This window comes from Thioalkalivibrio sp. ALE25 (assembly GCF_000377285.1).
In the GTDB taxonomy this organism is placed as follows: Bacteria; Pseudomonadota; Gammaproteobacteria; order Ectothiorhodospirales; family Ectothiorhodospiraceae; genus Thioalkalivibrio.
In genome coordinates, this window is sequence record NZ_KB897930.1 from 44,845 (window position 1) to 60,070 (window position 15,226).

At 65.8% G+C, this 15,226-nt stretch carries 13 protein-coding genes; 11 read left to right on the plus strand and 2 right to left on the minus strand.

What is annotated here, in order from left to right; genetic code table 11:
• Nucleotides 1-8: 8 nt before the first annotated feature.
• From C996_RS0106320 to C996_RS0106360, 8 genes are all read left to right on the plus strand, one after another.
• The gene (locus C996_RS0106320) at nucleotides 9-1,259 is read left to right on the plus strand and encodes a TIGR03087 family PEP-CTERM/XrtA system glycosyltransferase (protein WP_018866610.1); all 1,251 of its coding nucleotides are present in this window, start codon (nucleotides 9-11) and stop codon (nucleotides 1,257-1,259) included.
• Entirely contained in the window at nucleotides 1,249-2,808 is a 1,560-nt protein-coding gene (gene xrtA, locus C996_RS0106325; protein WP_018866611.1) for an exosortase A, read from the plus strand. Before C996_RS0106320 ends, xrtA begins: the two co-directional genes overlap by 11 nt.
• Before the next feature lie 47 nt (nucleotides 2,809-2,855).
• Nucleotides 2,856-3,980, plus strand: coding sequence for a TIGR03088 family PEP-CTERM/XrtA system glycosyltransferase (locus C996_RS0106330; RefSeq protein WP_018866612.1), 1,125 nt, complete (start codon nucleotides 2,856-2,858; stop codon nucleotides 3,978-3,980).
• Between the two features lie 202 nt (nucleotides 3,981-4,182).
• Entirely contained in the window at nucleotides 4,183-6,105 is a 1,923-nt protein-coding gene (locus C996_RS0106335; RefSeq protein ID WP_018866613.1) for an XrtA/PEP-CTERM system amidotransferase, read from the plus strand.
• A 2-nt stretch (nucleotides 6,106-6,107) separates the two neighbouring features.
• On the plus strand, nucleotides 6,108-7,058 hold the full coding sequence (locus C996_RS14165; protein WP_081619363.1) for a class I SAM-dependent methyltransferase: 951 nt from the start codon (nucleotides 6,108-6,110) through the stop codon (nucleotides 7,056-7,058).
• A gap of 41 nt (nucleotides 7,059-7,099) precedes the next feature.
• The gene (locus tag C996_RS0106350; RefSeq protein WP_018866616.1) at nucleotides 7,100-8,443 is read left to right on the plus strand and encodes a phenylacetate--CoA ligase family protein; all 1,344 of its coding nucleotides are present in this window, start codon (nucleotides 7,100-7,102) and stop codon (nucleotides 8,441-8,443) included.
• Nucleotides 8,440-9,642, plus strand: coding sequence for a glycosyltransferase family 4 protein (locus C996_RS0106355; protein ID WP_018866617.1), 1,203 nt, complete (start codon nucleotides 8,440-8,442; stop codon nucleotides 9,640-9,642). Before C996_RS0106350 ends, C996_RS0106355 begins: the two co-directional genes overlap by 4 nt.
• The gene (locus C996_RS0106360; RefSeq protein WP_018866618.1) at nucleotides 9,639-10,847 is read left to right on the plus strand and encodes a glycosyltransferase; all 1,209 of its coding nucleotides are present in this window, start codon (nucleotides 9,639-9,641) and stop codon (nucleotides 10,845-10,847) included. The genes C996_RS0106355 and C996_RS0106360 overlap by 4 nt, the downstream gene beginning before the upstream one ends.
• A 374-nt stretch (nucleotides 10,848-11,221) precedes the next feature.
• On the opposite strand, the gene C996_RS0106365 is transcribed toward C996_RS0106360, so the two are convergent.
• On the minus strand, nucleotides 11,222-11,539 hold the full coding sequence (locus C996_RS0106365; protein WP_026279226.1) for a HigA family addiction module antitoxin: 318 nt from the start codon (nucleotides 11,537-11,539) through the stop codon (nucleotides 11,222-11,224).
• A 501-nt stretch (nucleotides 11,540-12,040) separates the two neighbouring features.
• Between C996_RS0106365 and C996_RS0106370 the strand changes: the two genes are divergently transcribed.
• Together C996_RS0106370 and C996_RS0106375 are read left to right on the plus strand one after the other, a co-directional pair.
• Complete coding sequence (locus tag C996_RS0106370; RefSeq protein ID WP_018866620.1) at nucleotides 12,041-12,286, plus strand: DUF6290 family protein; 246 nt, start codon at nucleotides 12,041-12,043, stop codon at nucleotides 12,284-12,286.
• The gene (locus tag C996_RS0106375; RefSeq protein WP_018866621.1) at nucleotides 12,270-12,536 is read left to right on the plus strand and encodes a type II toxin-antitoxin system RelE/ParE family toxin; all 267 of its coding nucleotides are present in this window, start codon (nucleotides 12,270-12,272) and stop codon (nucleotides 12,534-12,536) included. Before C996_RS0106370 ends, C996_RS0106375 begins: the two co-directional genes overlap by 17 nt.
• 344 nt (nucleotides 12,537-12,880) lie before the next feature.
• Here C996_RS0106375 and C996_RS0106380 read toward each other — a convergent pair whose 3' ends face one another.
• Nucleotides 12,881-14,704: an asparagine synthetase B gene (locus tag C996_RS0106380; protein ID WP_018866622.1), complete on the minus strand. Its 1,824-nt coding sequence runs from the start codon at nucleotides 14,702-14,704 to the stop codon at nucleotides 12,881-12,883.
• 268 nt (nucleotides 14,705-14,972) lie between these two features.
• On the opposite strand from C996_RS0106380, the gene C996_RS0106385 reads away from it, so the two are divergent.
• Complete coding sequence (locus tag C996_RS0106385) at nucleotides 14,973-15,221, plus strand: phosphopantetheine-binding protein (RefSeq protein ID WP_017941958.1); 249 nt, start codon at nucleotides 14,973-14,975, stop codon at nucleotides 15,219-15,221.
• Nucleotides 15,222-15,226 lie beyond the last annotated feature (5 nt).

A 15,226-nucleotide genomic window follows, 5' to 3' on the forward strand; every position in this document is an offset into this window, starting at 1 on the left:
GATGCCTGATGGATGATCTTCTTTATCTGGTGCATCGGATTCCGTGGCCGCCGAACAAGGGCGACAAGATTCGTTCGCACCACATCCTGCGCTATCTGGCGCAGCACTATCGTGTGCACCTGGGTACGTTCATCGATGACCCGGCGGATGCGGCGTATCTGCCCGAGCTCAAGCGTATCTGCACGACGGTCTGTGCCCGTCCGCTGCCGCGCCGGCGGGCCCAGTTGCGCGCGCTGACCGGCTTCCTGAGCGGCGAGCCGCTGACGGTGCCGTGGTATCGCGACCGCGAACTGGCACGTTGGGTTAGGACCACGCTGATCCGCCAGCCGGTCGCCTGTGCCGTGGCCTTTTCCTCGGCGATGGCCCAGTACCTGCCGGAAGGGGGCGGGCGAACCCGGGTGGTCGACTTCGTGGACGTCGATTCCGACAAGTGGACGCAGTACGCACCGACGCGGCGCTGGCCCATGAGCGCGGTGTATCGGCGCGAGGGCCGTCGGCTGCTGGACTACGAGCGCCAGGTCGCGCAGGCCAGCGATGCCAGTCTGTTCGTGTCGCCGGCCGAAGCAGACAGCTTCCGCCAGCGCGCCCCGGAGGCGGCGGACCGGGTGCATGCGCTGAACAATGGCGTCGATGCCGCCTTCTTCGCACCCGAGGCGGTGGCGGGTTCGAACCCCTATGTCGCCGGCGCCCGCACCATCGTGTTTTCGGGCGCGATGGATTACTGGCCCAACGTCGATGCGGTGGTGTGGTTCGCCGATCACGTCCTGCCCGGCTTGCGTGCGGAACACCCGGGTGTGGAGTTCTGCATCGTCGGCAGCCGGCCGGCGCCCGAGGTGGCGGCCCTGGCGGCCCGGCCCGGCGTGACGGTGACCGGCTTCGTGGACGACGTGCGTCCCTGGATCGCGCACGCCACGCTCGCGGTCGCGCCGCTGCGCATCGCGCGTGGCGTGCAGAACAAGGTCCTGGAGGCGATGGCGCTGGGGCGTCCGGTCGTGGCCAGCCCGCAGGCCCTGGAGGGGCTGACCGCGACCCCCGGGCACGAGGTCGTCGCGGCGGACGCCGAGCCGCGCGCGTTCCTGGAGGCCGTCTCCGGGTACCTGCGCGCCCCGGACCCGGCGCTGGGGCAGGCGGCCCGCGCCCGGGTGCTGGCGGACTACGACTGGGCGCGCAATCTCGCGCACCTGGGCGAGATCCTGCGGCGTCGCCCGGGCCGCGTGTCGGGTACGGTGTCGATCGAGGAGGCCGCACATGGTCGCTGACGCGCTGAATTCCCGAACACGCGCCCGCGGTTCCTCCTGGTGGTTTGCCGCGCCGGTCCTGGTGCTGGGCCTGGTCGTGCTGGGGTGGATGTTCTACCCGACGTTCGCCTCCATCGTTACGATCTGGAACCGCTCGGACACCTTTGCGCACGGGTTCCTGATCGTCCCCATCGTCCTGTTCCTGCTGTTTCTCAAGCGTCAGGAGGTGCTTGCGCTGGAGCCGCGCCCATCCTGGTGGGCGTTGTTGCCCTTGGTGGGGCTGTCCCTCGTCTGGGTGGCGGGGGAGTTGGTGGATGTGGTGTCGGTGCGCCAGTTCGCGGCCGTGCTGATGATTCCCGCGCTGTTCTGGCTGGTGCTGGGCAACGCGATCACCTGGCGCCTGCAGTTCCCCCTGGCGTATCTGCTGTTCGCGGTCCCGTTCGGCGAGTTCCTGGTGCCGCCGATGATGGATCTGACCGCGGATTTCACGGTGACCGCCGTGCAGCTGACCGGGATCCCGGTCTATCGCGACGGGCTGTATTTCGATCTGCCCACCGGCCGCTGGTCGGTGATCGAGGCTTGCAGTGGCGTGCGCTACCTGATCGCGTCGGTCGCGCTGGGCACGCTGTATGCCTATCTCATGTACCGCAGTCCCTGGCGGCGGATCGTGTTTGTCGGCGTGTCGATCGTGGTCCCGATCGTTGCCAACGGCCTGCGCGCCTACATGATCGTGATGATCGGCCACCTGAGCGACATGGAGCATGCGGCCGGGGTGGATCACCTGATCTATGGCTGGATCTTCTTCGGCGTGGTCATCGCGCTGATGTTCGCGATCGGTGCGTTGTGGCGCGAGGACATGGAGCCGTTGCCGACCCCGACGGTGCCTCCCGCGCAACCCGGGCGCTCCGCGCAGGCGGGTTCGTTCGTTGCCGCCGCGGTGCTGACGGTCGTCCTGGCCAGTGCGGCGCCGCTGTATGCCGAGTGGATGAACCAGCGTGATCTCGGCCCCGTGGCGGGCCTGGGTACGGGCCCGCTGGCACCAGCAGGCTGGCAGGTCCTGGAGGAACAGGATGCCGCCTGGGAGCCGGGGTATCGTGGCGCCCGCGACGGTCGCGGCGGCCTGGTGACGGCCGCCGACGGCGGCGAGCCGGTGGGTATGCATGTGCTGTTCTACCGCGAGCAGTACCGGCACGGGAACATGGTGGGCTGGAGCAATACCCTGGCCGGGCGCGATCGGGCGCTGGAATGGTCGCAGTCGCGTCGCGGCCGGGCCATGCTGGAGGGATACCCCAACCCGGAACGCTTCCTGCTGAACGGTCCCGGGCAGCAGGTGCTGGTGTGGCGCTGGTACTGGGTGGATGGCCGCCTGACCACCCGCCCGCATGAGGTCAAGGCGCGGGAGGCGCTGAACCGGTTATTCGGTGGTCGGGACGATGCCGCGCTGGTGGTGCTCTATGCGCCGCTTGAGTTCGACAACGGCACCGATGCGGCGGAGGCGGCATTGCGGACCTACGCCGCGGATGCCCTGCCCGAGCTGCTCGAACAGCTCGACCACGTCGCGCGGCAGTGACGGGCGCCTCCGTACCCGTGGCCCGGGAGGGTGATCAGCGCCCCTGTGTGGCGCACATCATCCATCGCCTGGATATCGGCGGGATGGAGAACGGGCTGGTCAACCTGATCAATCACATGCCGGCCGATCGCTTCCGCCACGCGATCATCTGCATGACGGACTACACCGACTTTCGCCGACGCCTCGAGCGGGACGATGTCACCCTGCACGCCCTGCACAAGCGCGAAGGCAAGGATCCGCGGGTGCACCTCCGCCTGTGGCGGCTGCTGCGCCGCCTGCAACCGGACATCGTGCATACCCGCAACTTCGGCACGCTGGAGGCGCAGGTGACCGCCGCGCTCGCCGGGGTGCGGGCGCGGGTGCACGGCGAGCATGGCTGGGATGTCGGGGACCTCGACGGCACGCGTGACCGCAACCGCCGCCTGCGTCGCCTGGTGCGGCCACTGGTGGGGCATTACATCGCCCTGTCGCAGCACCAGACGGGCTATCTGCGGGAAGCCATCGCGGTGCCCGCGGCACGCCTGTCGCACATCTTCAATGGTGTGGATACCGGCCGCTTCGCGCCGCCGCAGGAGGGCTTTGTGTCCCCGTTGCCGCAGGCATTTCGGGACCCCGGCACGTTCGTGATCGGCTCGGTCATGCGCATGCAGGCGGTCAAGGCGCCACTGGATCTGGCACGGGCCTTTGTCGCGCTGCGCGAGCTCCTGCCCGAGGCCTTTCCGCGCCTGCGCCTGGTGATGATCGGGGGCGGCCCCCTTCGCGCCGAGGTCGTTCAGTTCCTGGAGCAGGCCGGGGTCGCGCACCAGGCCTGGCTTCCCGGCGCCCGGGAAGACGTCGCCGACTGCCTGCGGGCGCTGGACCTGTTCGTGTTGCCGTCGCTGGCCGAGGGGATCTGCAACACCATCCTCGAGGCGATGGCGACGGGCCTGCCGGTGGTCGCGACGGATGTCGGGGGCAACCCCGATCTGGTACAGCCCGGGGTGACCGGGGCACTGGTGCCGGCGGGGGATCCCGACGCGATGGCCCGCGCGCTGATGGCCTATCCCGCCGATCCCGCGCGGACCGCACGCGAGGGACAGGCCGCCCGCGCCCGGGCCGAGGCGGCGTTCAGCATGGAGGCAATGGTCACGGGCTACATGGCGGTCTACGACCGGGTGCTGGCCCGGCGTTAGTTGTGGCGCTAACGCCAGCCGCCCCGCGGCGCGAATCGCGGGCGCTCGGTGGCGGGGTTGTCGTTTATTCTGGATTTTCCGTGATGGTGCGAGGGCCCGGCCCGAACCGGTGTCCGCCCGGCGGCACCGCCCAGTGTCGACCTGGCCGTGGATCGCCCGAATGCGACCGACGCCCAGGCAAGGAAGCAATCAGGATCCCTACATGTGCGGCATTACCGGCATCTTCGATCTGCGCGACCGGCGGCCGGTCAATCGGTCCCTGCTGGAGGCGATGAACGAGACCCAGTTTCACCGGGGTCCGGACGAGGGGGGTGTGCATCTGGAGCCGGGTGTGGGGCTGGCGCATCGGCGCCTGTCGATCATCGATCTTGCGAGCGGGCAGCAGCCGCTGTTCAACGAGGACGAGACCGTCGTCGTGACCTACAACGGCGAGATCTACAACTTCCCCGAGTTGACCGCCGAGCTGCAGCAGGCGGGCCATCGCTTTCGCTCCCACTGCGATACCGAGGTGATCGTGCATGCCTGGGAGGAGTGGGGCGAGGCCTGTGTGCAGCGCTTTCGCGGCATGTTTGCCTTCGCCGTCTGGGACCGCAACCGGGATACTCTGTTCCTGGCCCGCGATCGTCTCGGGATCAAGCCGCTGTATTACAGCGCGCTGGCCGACGGGCAGCTAATCTTCGGTTCGGAGCTCAAGGCGCTGATGGCGCATCCGGGGCTGCCCCGGCGCATGGATCCGCATGCGGTGGAGGACTACTTCGCCTTCGGTTACGTGCCGGAGCCGCGCAGCATCTTCCGCGGCGTGCACAAGCTGCCGCCCGGCCACACGCTGACCGTGCATCGCGGGCAGGGCAACCTGAGCGAACCACGCGAATACTGGGACGTGCCGTTTACGGACAACGGCATCACGCACCTGGACACGGCCGCCGAGGAACTGACCGCCCGCCTGCGCGAGGCGGTGGACATCCGCATGGTGGCAGACGTCCCGCTGGGCGCGTTTCTCTCCGGCGGGGTCGACTCCAGCGCGGTGGTTGCGATGATGGCGGGGCTGTCCGACGACCCGGTGCGCACGAGCTCCATCGGCTTTGCCGACCCGGCCTACGACGAGTCCCGCTACGCGCGCCTGGTGGCCGAGCGCTACCACACCGATCACCACACGCAGGAGGTCGATCCCGACGACTTCGCGCTGCTGGATCGGCTGAGCGGGCTGTACGACGAGCCGTTTGCCGACAGCTCCGCGCTGCCGACCTACCGCGTCTGCGAACAGGCGCGCCAGCAGGTGGTGGTGGCCCTGTCGGGGGATGGCGGCGACGAGAACCTGGCGGGCTACCGGCGCTATCGCCACCATCTCGCCGAGGAGCGTCTGCGCGCACCGTTGCCGCTGGGGCTGCGGCGCCCGCTGTTCGGCTCGCTCGCGCATCTCTATCCCAAGGCAGACTGGGCCCCGCGCCCACTGCGCGCGAAGGCGACCTTTCAGGCGCTGGCCAGGGATTCGGTCGAAGGCTACTTCCAGGGCGTCTCTATCCTGCGCGACGACCTGCGCGCGCACCTGTTTTCCCCGGCATTCCGGCGCTCGCTGCAGGGCTACGGCGCGCTGGAAGTCCTGCGCCGGCACGCGGAACGCGCGCCCACCGAACACCCGCTGTCCCTGGTGCAGTACCTGGACATGAAGACTTACCTGCCGGGCGACATCCTGACCAAGGTCGACCGCGCGAGCATGGCGCATGCGCTGGAGGTCCGGGTCCCCATCCTCGACCACCAGCTGGTCGAGTGGATCTCGGGGCTGCCGCCGGAACTCAAGCTGCGCGGCCCCGAGGGCAAGTTCGTGTTCAAGAAGGCCATGGAGCCCTACCTGCCGGAGGAGATCCTTTACCGCCGCAAGAAGGGGTTCTCCGTGCCGGTTGCGGAATGGTTCCGCGGCCCGTTGCGCGAGCGCATGCAGGCCCAGGTCCTCGGCCCGCGCATCGCCGACTCCGGCATCTTCGACATGGACTACCTCAAGACCCTCGTGAACCAGCACGTCAGCGGCGCCCGCGACCACAGCCCGGCGCTGTGGTCGCTGCTTATGTTCGAGAGTTTTCTGGCCCATTCGGAAAGGCGACAGCCCTCCGTGGTTGACTGGAGGTAACAATGTACGGACGTCGACCGGTCGCAGATGCCAAACGTGCCTCCAGAGCGATTCTGAGTAATCTTCTCGCAAGGGGGGCGCCGCGCTTGTATGTGCGGTTGATAGGGGAAACCGGCCGAGGACAGAAGAAAGAAACTCCCGAATCGGTTGCTGCCTATTTCCGAAACTGCTTTGAGGCGTACTTCCAGAAGCTGGACTTGAATCTGGACTCCGCAAGGGAGTGGCTCGACGGCCGCGTCCTGCTGGAGTATGGCCCTGGAGATGTTCCCGGTGTCAGTCTCCTGATGTTGGCCCACGGCGCCCGCAAGGTTTTTTGTGTCGATCGGTTTTCGCTCGATCAAAGATCCCCGTTTCAGGTAGCGGTTTTGCAGGAAATTCTTGATGGCCTGGATGGCGAAGTCCGACAACGGGGGGAAGCGTGTTTTGTTCGGGCGGGCGATCCTGCATCAGGTTTCAAGCCGGAATGTCTTGAGTACCGGGTAACGAAAGACGGATTGTCGGGCCTGACAGATAGCATCGATCTTGTTTATTCCCGTGCTGTACTCGAGCACGTGAATGATCTGGACGCCACTTTTGACGACATGGCCAGGGCTCTAAAGTGGGATGGGGTGGCAATCCATCAGGTGGACCTCAAGAGCCATGGCCTGCATCGCGAAAATCCTCTGGATTTTCTGACTTGGCCTCCCCTTCTCTGGAATCTCATGTATGAAGGCAAGGGTGTCCCGAACCGCCTTCGACTGGATCGCTATGTTCAGGCTCTGGCCAATTCGGGATTGACGACCCGAATCCTTGAGCCTACGGCTCATGCGGATCAAGAAGACATTGATGCGGTCCGCCCGTACCTGGCCAAACCTTTTCGCGATCTGGATGACGAAACGTTGCGCTGCCTGGGCTTCTGGCTAGTTGCCGAAAAGCATCCTGGCGAGAAGTGCCAAGACCGACCCGACGGATGACTGACCCATCCATGCCAGGCGCTCATGCAAGCGCGGCGCCGTTGCTGCCCCAGCCCGACTGGCCGCTGCGCATGCCGCAACGGCTGGCGGGGCGGGTGCTCTGGCCGCTGCACGAACGGCTGCGTGGGCGTGAAACGGCGTCCTACCTGCAGGCCCTGCAGCGAGGCGAGCAGGCCGGGGCCGCCGCTCTCGGGCGCTTGCATCAATCACGCATAGAGGCCCTGGTGGCGCATTGCGCGGAGCACGTGCCCTGGTACCGGGAAGCCCTGGCAGGCCGTGCTCCCGAGTTGGAGGATTTTCCGATTCTCGAACGCGATACTGTGCGCGAGAACGGGCGTGCCCTGGTGGCCGACAACGCTACGGGGCCGTTATTGCCCTCCAGTACCGGGGGCTCGACCGGGCGGCCCCTGGTTTTCTGGACGGATCGCGTCAAGGAGGCGCGCCATAACGCGCAGAAGCTCCGGTTTCGGGGCTGGTTCGGCATCCGTCCGGGCGATCGTCAGGTCGACTTCTGGGGTTCCCCCATCGAGCTCGGCAAGGCGTCGCGCCTGCGCGTGATCAAGGATCGCTACCTCCTGAACCAGGTCGTGCTCTCGGCCCACGATCTCACCCCCGAGCGTCTGCGCGCCTATGCCGGGTTCCTCGGGCGCTTTCGACCGCGCCTGGTCTATGGCTACCCCACCGTGATCGTGCGTGTCGCGCAGACCCTGCGCGAGCACCCGGAACTCGCGCGTGGCTGGCGGCCTCAGGCCGTGGTGTGTACTTCCGAGATGCTGTATCCGCAGGTGCGCGACACCATTGGCGAGATCCTGCAGTGTCCGGTCGCCAACGAATACGGATCGCGCGATGCGGGACTGATCGCCCACGAATGCCCGCACGGTCGCCTGCATATCGCGAGCGAACACGTGCACGTGGAGGTCGACGAACCGGACGCCGACGGGATCGGCGATCTGCTTGTCACCAACCTCGACGGGTATGCGATGCCGTTCGTGCGCTATCGCGTCGGCGACCGCGGCCGGCTGGGCGAGGCCGGTACCTGCCCCTGCGGCTCGCTGTTGCCGACGCTCGATCGCCTGGAAGGGCGGCGCAATGACTTCCTGGTGGGCGCCGAGGGGCGGCGGGTCCACGGCTCTGCCGCCAACTACGTGATGCGCGAGTTGCCGCAGGTTGCTCAGTACCGGCTGGTGCAGCGTGCGGACCTCTCCCTCGATATCGAGGTGATCGCCAATGGCGCCTGGGGCGAGGCGCAGACCCGCACGGTTACCGAAGGGATGCACCGCATCCTGCATGCCGATGTGCCTGTGCGCCTGGAGCTGGTCGAGTCCATCGCGCCGTCGCCTTCGGGCAAGTATCGCTGGGTCGAGAGCGAGGCGCTGGAGACGTGAAGATCCTTTACCACCATCGCACTCGCGGCGAGGATGCCCAGGGCATTCATATCCAGTCCCTGTGCGACGCCTTCCGTGAGCTGGGCCATGAGGTCCACATGGTGGCGCCCCTGCAGCGCAGGGCCGAGGCGAGCAATACGCCAGTGCCCGCCAGGAACGAGGAAGGGGACGGGGATGCGAGGCCCACGCTGAAGGGCGTGCCGATCCCCTTCTGGTTCTACGAACTGCTTTCGCTGGCCTACAACGGGCCCGCCTTCGTATTGTTGCTGTGGGCGGTGCTGCGCCACCGGCCGGCCTTCATCTACGAGCGCTACAGCCTGTTCAGCTTTTCCGGTCGGCTGGTGGCCTGGCTGACCCGGCGTCCTCTCGTGCTGGAGGTGAACGCCCCGCTCAGCCTGGAACTGCAAACGCACGGGGATCTCGTGTTGCGGCGGCTGGCCCAGCGCATCGAGGACTGGCTTTGCCGCAGTGCCACCCGCACCATCGTCGTCACCCAGGCCATGGCAGATATCTTTGCCGCGCGTGGCGTCCCGCGCGAACGCCTGATGGTGATGCCCAATGGCGTGGACGGGGCCCGTTTCAACCCCCAGGTGGACGGTCGTTCCGTACGCGAGCGTTACGTACCCGCGGATGCCCGGGTGGTGGGTTTTGTCGGGTGGATCCGGCCCTGGCACGGCGTGGACGGGCTGATCCACGCCTGCGCGGCGCTAACGGGTGTGCACCCCAGCCTGCACCTGCTCATTGTGGGGGATGGCCCCGCCGTTCCTGCTCTCCAGAAGCTGGTAGTGGATCTGGACCTTGCCGAACGCGTCCATTTCACCGGGCCGGTGGAGCGCGTCGCCATCCCGACCCATATCGCGGCGCTGGATATCGCCGTACAGCCGGATGTCACCGACTACGCATCCCCGATCAAGCTGTTCGAGTATCTGGCGCTGGGTCGAGCGGTGGTCGCTCCGGACAAACCGAACATCCGGGAAGTGGTGCGCCACGACTCTAGCGCCCTGTTGTTCCCGCCGCGCGACTGGGGTGCTCTCGCCGAGCGCCTGGATGCCTTGCTGGCGGACGATGCGGCCCGCGTGCGGCTGGGTCGTCAGGCCGCGACCCTGGTGGAGGAGCGCGGCTATACCTGGCAGGCCAATGCGCGACATGTGATCGCCAGCGTCTGCCCGGCGGATGCGTCGGCACGGGATACGGCATGAAGCTCCTCGTCCTGTCGCGGGTGTTCCCCAATGCCGTGCAGCCCACCTACGGGTTATTTGTGCGCGAGCGCATGTTCCGCGTGGCGCGCCACATCCCGCTGGTGGTGGTCGCACCGGTTGCCTGGTTTCCCGGTCAGGGACTGATCCGCCGTTTCTGGAATCCGCACTACCGGCCCCCGGTGCCCTGTCACGAGGTGCAGGACGGGATCGATGTCTACCACCCGCGGTTCCTCTGCATCCCCGGCATCATGAAGTGGACCGACGGGCCATTACTTGCGCTCAGCCTCCTGCGGCTGGTGCGGCAGCTCAAGCGGGACCAGGACATTACCGGGATCGATGCCCACTTCATCTACCCGGATGGCGTGGCGGCCTGGCTGCTGGGGCGCTGGCTGAATCTGACCCGCACCATCACTCTGCGCGGGACGATCCTACGCATCTCCCGCACGCGTCTGTGCCGCTGGATGTCCGCGCGCGCGATGCATGCCGCCGCCCGCGTGTTCTCCGTCTCCGGCGACCTGCGCCGCGTCGCGCTGGACATGGGCATTGCCGAGAATCAGGTGCAGGTGATGCCCAATGGCATCAACCTGGACTACTTCTACCCCGAGGACCGGGCGACCTGCCGCCAGGAACTGCGCCTCCCGGAGGACGCAAAGGTCCTGATCACCGTCGGCGGGCTGAACGAGCGCAAGGGTTTCCATCGGGTGATTGAGCAGATGCCGGCCTTGTTACGGCGTTTTCCCAACCTCCATTACCTCTGCGTCGGTGGTGGTGGACCGGACGGCAATGGCCAGGCCTGGCTGGAGGGGCTCGCGCGTGAGCAGGGCGTGCAGGATCACGTGCACTTCACCGGCGCCACGGCACCGGAACGTCTGCGGTTCTACTACTCTGCCGCCGATGTGTTCGTGCTGGCCACCCGCTTCGAGGGCTGGGCGAACGTCTTCCTCGAGGCGGCCGCCTGCGGCCTGCCCACGGTGACCACGCGCGTGGGGGGCAACCCGGAAGTGATCTGTTCGGATGCACTGGGCACACTGGTCGAGCTGGGCGATGGCGATGCCCTGCGCGACGCGATAGAAGAAGCACTGACAACGGACTGGGACCACGCCGCGATCCAGGCCTACGCCCGCGAGAACCGCTGGGAAGCCCGCATCCCGATACTGGTGGATGCTCTGCGCTCCGCCCATTCCGCACAACCGCCAGCCCACTGAATAAGGCCAGGGCGTTTTCACCACAGAGGACACGGAGCACACAGAGGGGAAAGATCGGGTTCACCACGAAGCTCACGAAGGCACGAAGACGAGCTTGTTCACAGGAAGCGCGGGAAGAAGGGAAGATTTGTGAGGGTGGTGACGGGGCATGCCGGGTGATCGGGGTAACCCCAGCGCGGCGGATGCAGGCGACCACCGGAGCCCACAAGGACCTGAGTCCGCACTCCGCCGCCCAGATGTCATCTCGGCTCTCCGCTTCGCTGCGGCCGGGATGACGGTGGTGGTGCGCTGTGGCGGGGATGACTGTGTCTTTTCATCCAGAGCTTTCCCGCTCTTCTCGTCTTCCTGTGACCCGCCCTTGCGGCGAACCTGGCTCAGGCAGTCTGTTTCCACGAACTGAATTCGCGGATTTGTTCCAGATCGGCCTGTTCCGACTGCTGCGCTTTGAATAAATCCCAGCGCACCTGAAGGTTCAACCAGAAGTCGGGCGACATGCCGAAAAAGCGTGCCAGACGCAGCGCCGTGCTTGGGGTAATGCCGCGCTTCTGGTTCACCAGCTCGTTGATGCGCTGATACGGAACATGGAGCGCATCAGCCAGTTGGCGCTGGGAGATGTGCATCGGCTCCAGGAACTCTTTCGCCAGCATTTCACCGGGGTGAGTCGGCTGTCGGTGGGTAGGGATGCGGACCATGATTCTGCCTCAGTGGTAATCCGTGATTTCGACCTGGTCGGGCCCGGCGTCTGTCCAGGCAAAGCAGACCCGATACTGCTCGTTTTTCATGCTATGCCAATGCCGGAAAAGGGCGGAGCAGAGGGTAGCGTGGGTGCCATGGTCTGCGGATATCCCGGCTCTCCGCTTCGCTGCGGCCGGGATGACGACAGTGGTGTGCTGCGGCCCGGATGAAAGTGTCTTTCCGTCCAGAGCCTTCCCACTCTTCCATCTTCCTGTGACTCGCCCTTGGCCTGAAGGGATTGAATTCACCACGAAGCACACGAAGGCACGAAGAAATTCTTTTGCTGTCGTTACAGCATGTCTGGGACGCCCCGATGCCGGACAGCTCCAGACAGGACGCGATCACCAGACCTACCAACCCTGGTCTAGCTCTTCTTCGTGCCTTCGTGCGCTTCGTGGTGAACACACCTAGGCATGTGATGTACTATGGTATGCGCGCATACCACCGGATATTACATTATGACCATACGTACAGGAGATACCCGTCAAACGGCTGTCCGGCTCCCGAAAGAGACGTATGGGCGTCTGAAAGCTCTGGCCGAAAAGACGGGCCGCACGACCACATACTACATCCGTGAAGCCATCGAGGAGCACCTGGAAGACCTGGAGGACATCTACCTGGCCGAACAGACGCTGGAACGTATCCGGAGCGGCGAGGAAGAGGTAAGCAGCTCCCAGGAGTTCTGGCGTGGCCTGGAGGATTGAGTACGCTCATTCCACCCGAAAGGCGGTGCAGAAACTCGACCGGAAGGCCCGCCAGCGCATACGCCAGTATCTGGAGGAGCGTGTAGCCCATCTGGATGATCCGAGAGAGCTGGGTAAACCGCTCAAGGGGAGATTGACTCAGCTATGGCGTTATCGGGTTGGGGATTACCGTGTGATCTGCGAGTTGCGTGACGAGTCATTGGTGGTGCTGGTTGTGCGGATTGGACACCGGAAAGAGGTTTACGATTAATGGCAGACAGCCCGTCTGGTTCCTGCGACTGGCTGGCTCTCGTTGCTAATCAGGTGCCCTGAAGAGGTTGTTTCACCACAGAGTGCACGGAGTGCGCAGAGGGAAAAGACCGGGTTCACCACGAAGCGCACGAAGGCACGAAGAAATTCTTGTGCTGTCTTTACAGCATGCCTGCGACACCCCGGTGCCGGACAGTGCCATACAGGACGCGATCACCAGACCTACCCACCTTAATCCAGCCCTTCCCCGTGCCCTCTGTGTCCTCCGTGGTGCAATCGCCCTTGACCTTGCCCCTCTTCGTGCCTTCGTGCCCTTCGTGGTGAACAAATAGCGAGCGCAGGCGGCTAGCGGGCCGCGGGGTGCGACTCCAGCCAGAGGTCCAGCATCATCAGGATCCACACCAGTTCGCCGTAATACGCCGCGTGTTCCTCGCGATGCAGGCGGATCAGTTCGTCGATGAAGTCGTCGCGCAGGAAATCGCGTCCCTTCAACCGCAGCAGGCTGTCGTAGGCCAGTTCCTGTAGCGGCGCGTGTTCCTGCATCCACACCCCGAACGGCAGGCCGAAGCCATGCTTCTTCTTGTCGATGATCGCCTCCGGCAGAAAGCCGGTGAACGCCTCTTTGTAGAAGTGGCGCAGGCGTCCTTTCTTCAGCTTCAACGCGGACGGCACGCGGCAGGAAAACTCGACCAAGTCGTCGTCCAGCATAGGGAAGGTCACATCAACCCCGGCGAGCTGGCACATGCCGGTCACCTTGCGCAGGTCGTTGTCGGCCAGCGTCTGCTGCCAGTCCAGATACATCATGCGATTCAGCGTGGAGGCATCCTCCGGCTGCGTATAGATCCGGCGCATGAGTTCCCATGGCGCTTCACGATCCAGCCCCGCGAGGAAGTCCGGCGTAAACATCGATTCCTGTGACAGCCGGTGCAGGTAGTTGTAGGTCTCCAGCCGGTCCGGCAGCGGGATGCGCGCCTGTTCCACATAGCTGCGCGCCTTGCCGACCACGGGGAGCGCGCGCGGAAGGCGGGTAAACAGAGGATCAAGCAGATTTCGCCGCAAAGGCGCGGGGATGCGTCCCCAGTGCTCGAACACGCCCTGCTTGGCGTACCGCGCATTCCCGGCGAACAGCTCGTCGCCCCCGTCGCCGGCGAGCAGCCGGGTCATGCCGGCGTCTTTGGCCATGCGCGCGCAAAAATAGGCTGGCAGCGCCGAGGAATTGCCGAAGGGCTCGTCGTAGCTAGCGGCGATCCGGGGTACCGCCTCGACGACATCCTCGGGAGTTACGTAGTACTCGTGTGCCTGGGTGCCGAAGTGCTGCGCGGCGATGCGCGCGTACTCCATCTCGTCGTAGCCGGGGGCGTTAAAGCCAATGCTGAAGCTGTCGGCCCCGGGCTGGATGCCGGCGAGCATGCCCGCGACCGTGGAGCTGTCCAGGCCGCCACTCAGGAAAGCGCCGGTTCGCGGGCCATCCGCGCGCCGGTCCACCGCCGTCTGGATCCGGTCGCGCAGCTCCTGTTCCAGCGCTACCGGCGCGGCGCTGCCGTCCTCCGCGAAGACGGGGCGCCAGTAGGCGTTCACTTCGGCCCGGTCGCCGTTGTGGATCAGGCGATGCGCGGCGGGCAGCTTTTCCAGCCCGGCGAACAGACTGACCGGGGCTGGCAGCATGTGGAAGAAGCAGTAGTGGTAGAGCCCCTCGCGGGTCACCTCGGTGGCGACCGCTGGATGGGAAATCACGCTCCCCGCGGTGGTGCCGAAGGCTACGCCGCCATTCAACCGTGCAAAGTGCAAAGGCGTCTGGCCCAGACGATCGGTGCCGGCTACCAGGTGCCCCTGGCCTGCATCCACGATGACCAGCGCGAAGTCGCCGGTTATCTGTTCGAACAGGCCGCTGCCCTGTTGCCGCCAGGCCTCCAGCAGAGCCTGCGCGGGGTCGCGTTCGCGCGCACACTCCGCCAGCGCGAGTTTGCGCCATTGCGGGTGGCCGGTGATCGCGGCGATGACGTCCCCTTCCTGCGCGGTCCAGCCGCCCCGTACAAGGCAGCCACCCAGACGGTTCGTGCACCGGCATTCAGGTGCCCCGGGGACCCCCGTGAGGGCCGCTCCCTGGGCCTCGAGGGCGTCGCCCGGGGATGCGGCATTGACCGCGAACCATCCACAAAGTCCCGCCATCCGTCCGCCTGTTGCCTGGTCGGTCCAGGGAAACGCTGGTTGATGTACGCACCCGGGCGTGGGCCCGGCAATCCGTGCCGTATGGGTCATTATTCTACGTCCGGGGTCGGGCGTTCGAAGGCGGGCCGGGTGCAGGGGGTTAACGAGCCGATCACGCGGGACCCGCGGCCTGTCAGTGACGATCTGGACAGCCTGTGCAGATACGGTAACCTGCCGGGTAACCCGCATCCCCGGCCGGGCACGGATACCCGCCATCAGGAACCTTTATATGTCGACCCTCGATCACACCCGGAATCTGCTGGACAGTGCCCTGAGCCTGAACGGACGCGCTCAGCAGTTCGACCGCAACACCACGCTGCTGGGCGGTGTCCCCGAGCTGGACTCCATGGCAGTGGTCTCGCTGATCACCGCGATCGAGAGCCACTTCGACATCGTGATCGATGACGACGACGTCAGCGCCGAGACCTTCGAGACCGTCGGCACCCTCGCTGATTTCATCGACGCCAAGCTCGACTAACTCGG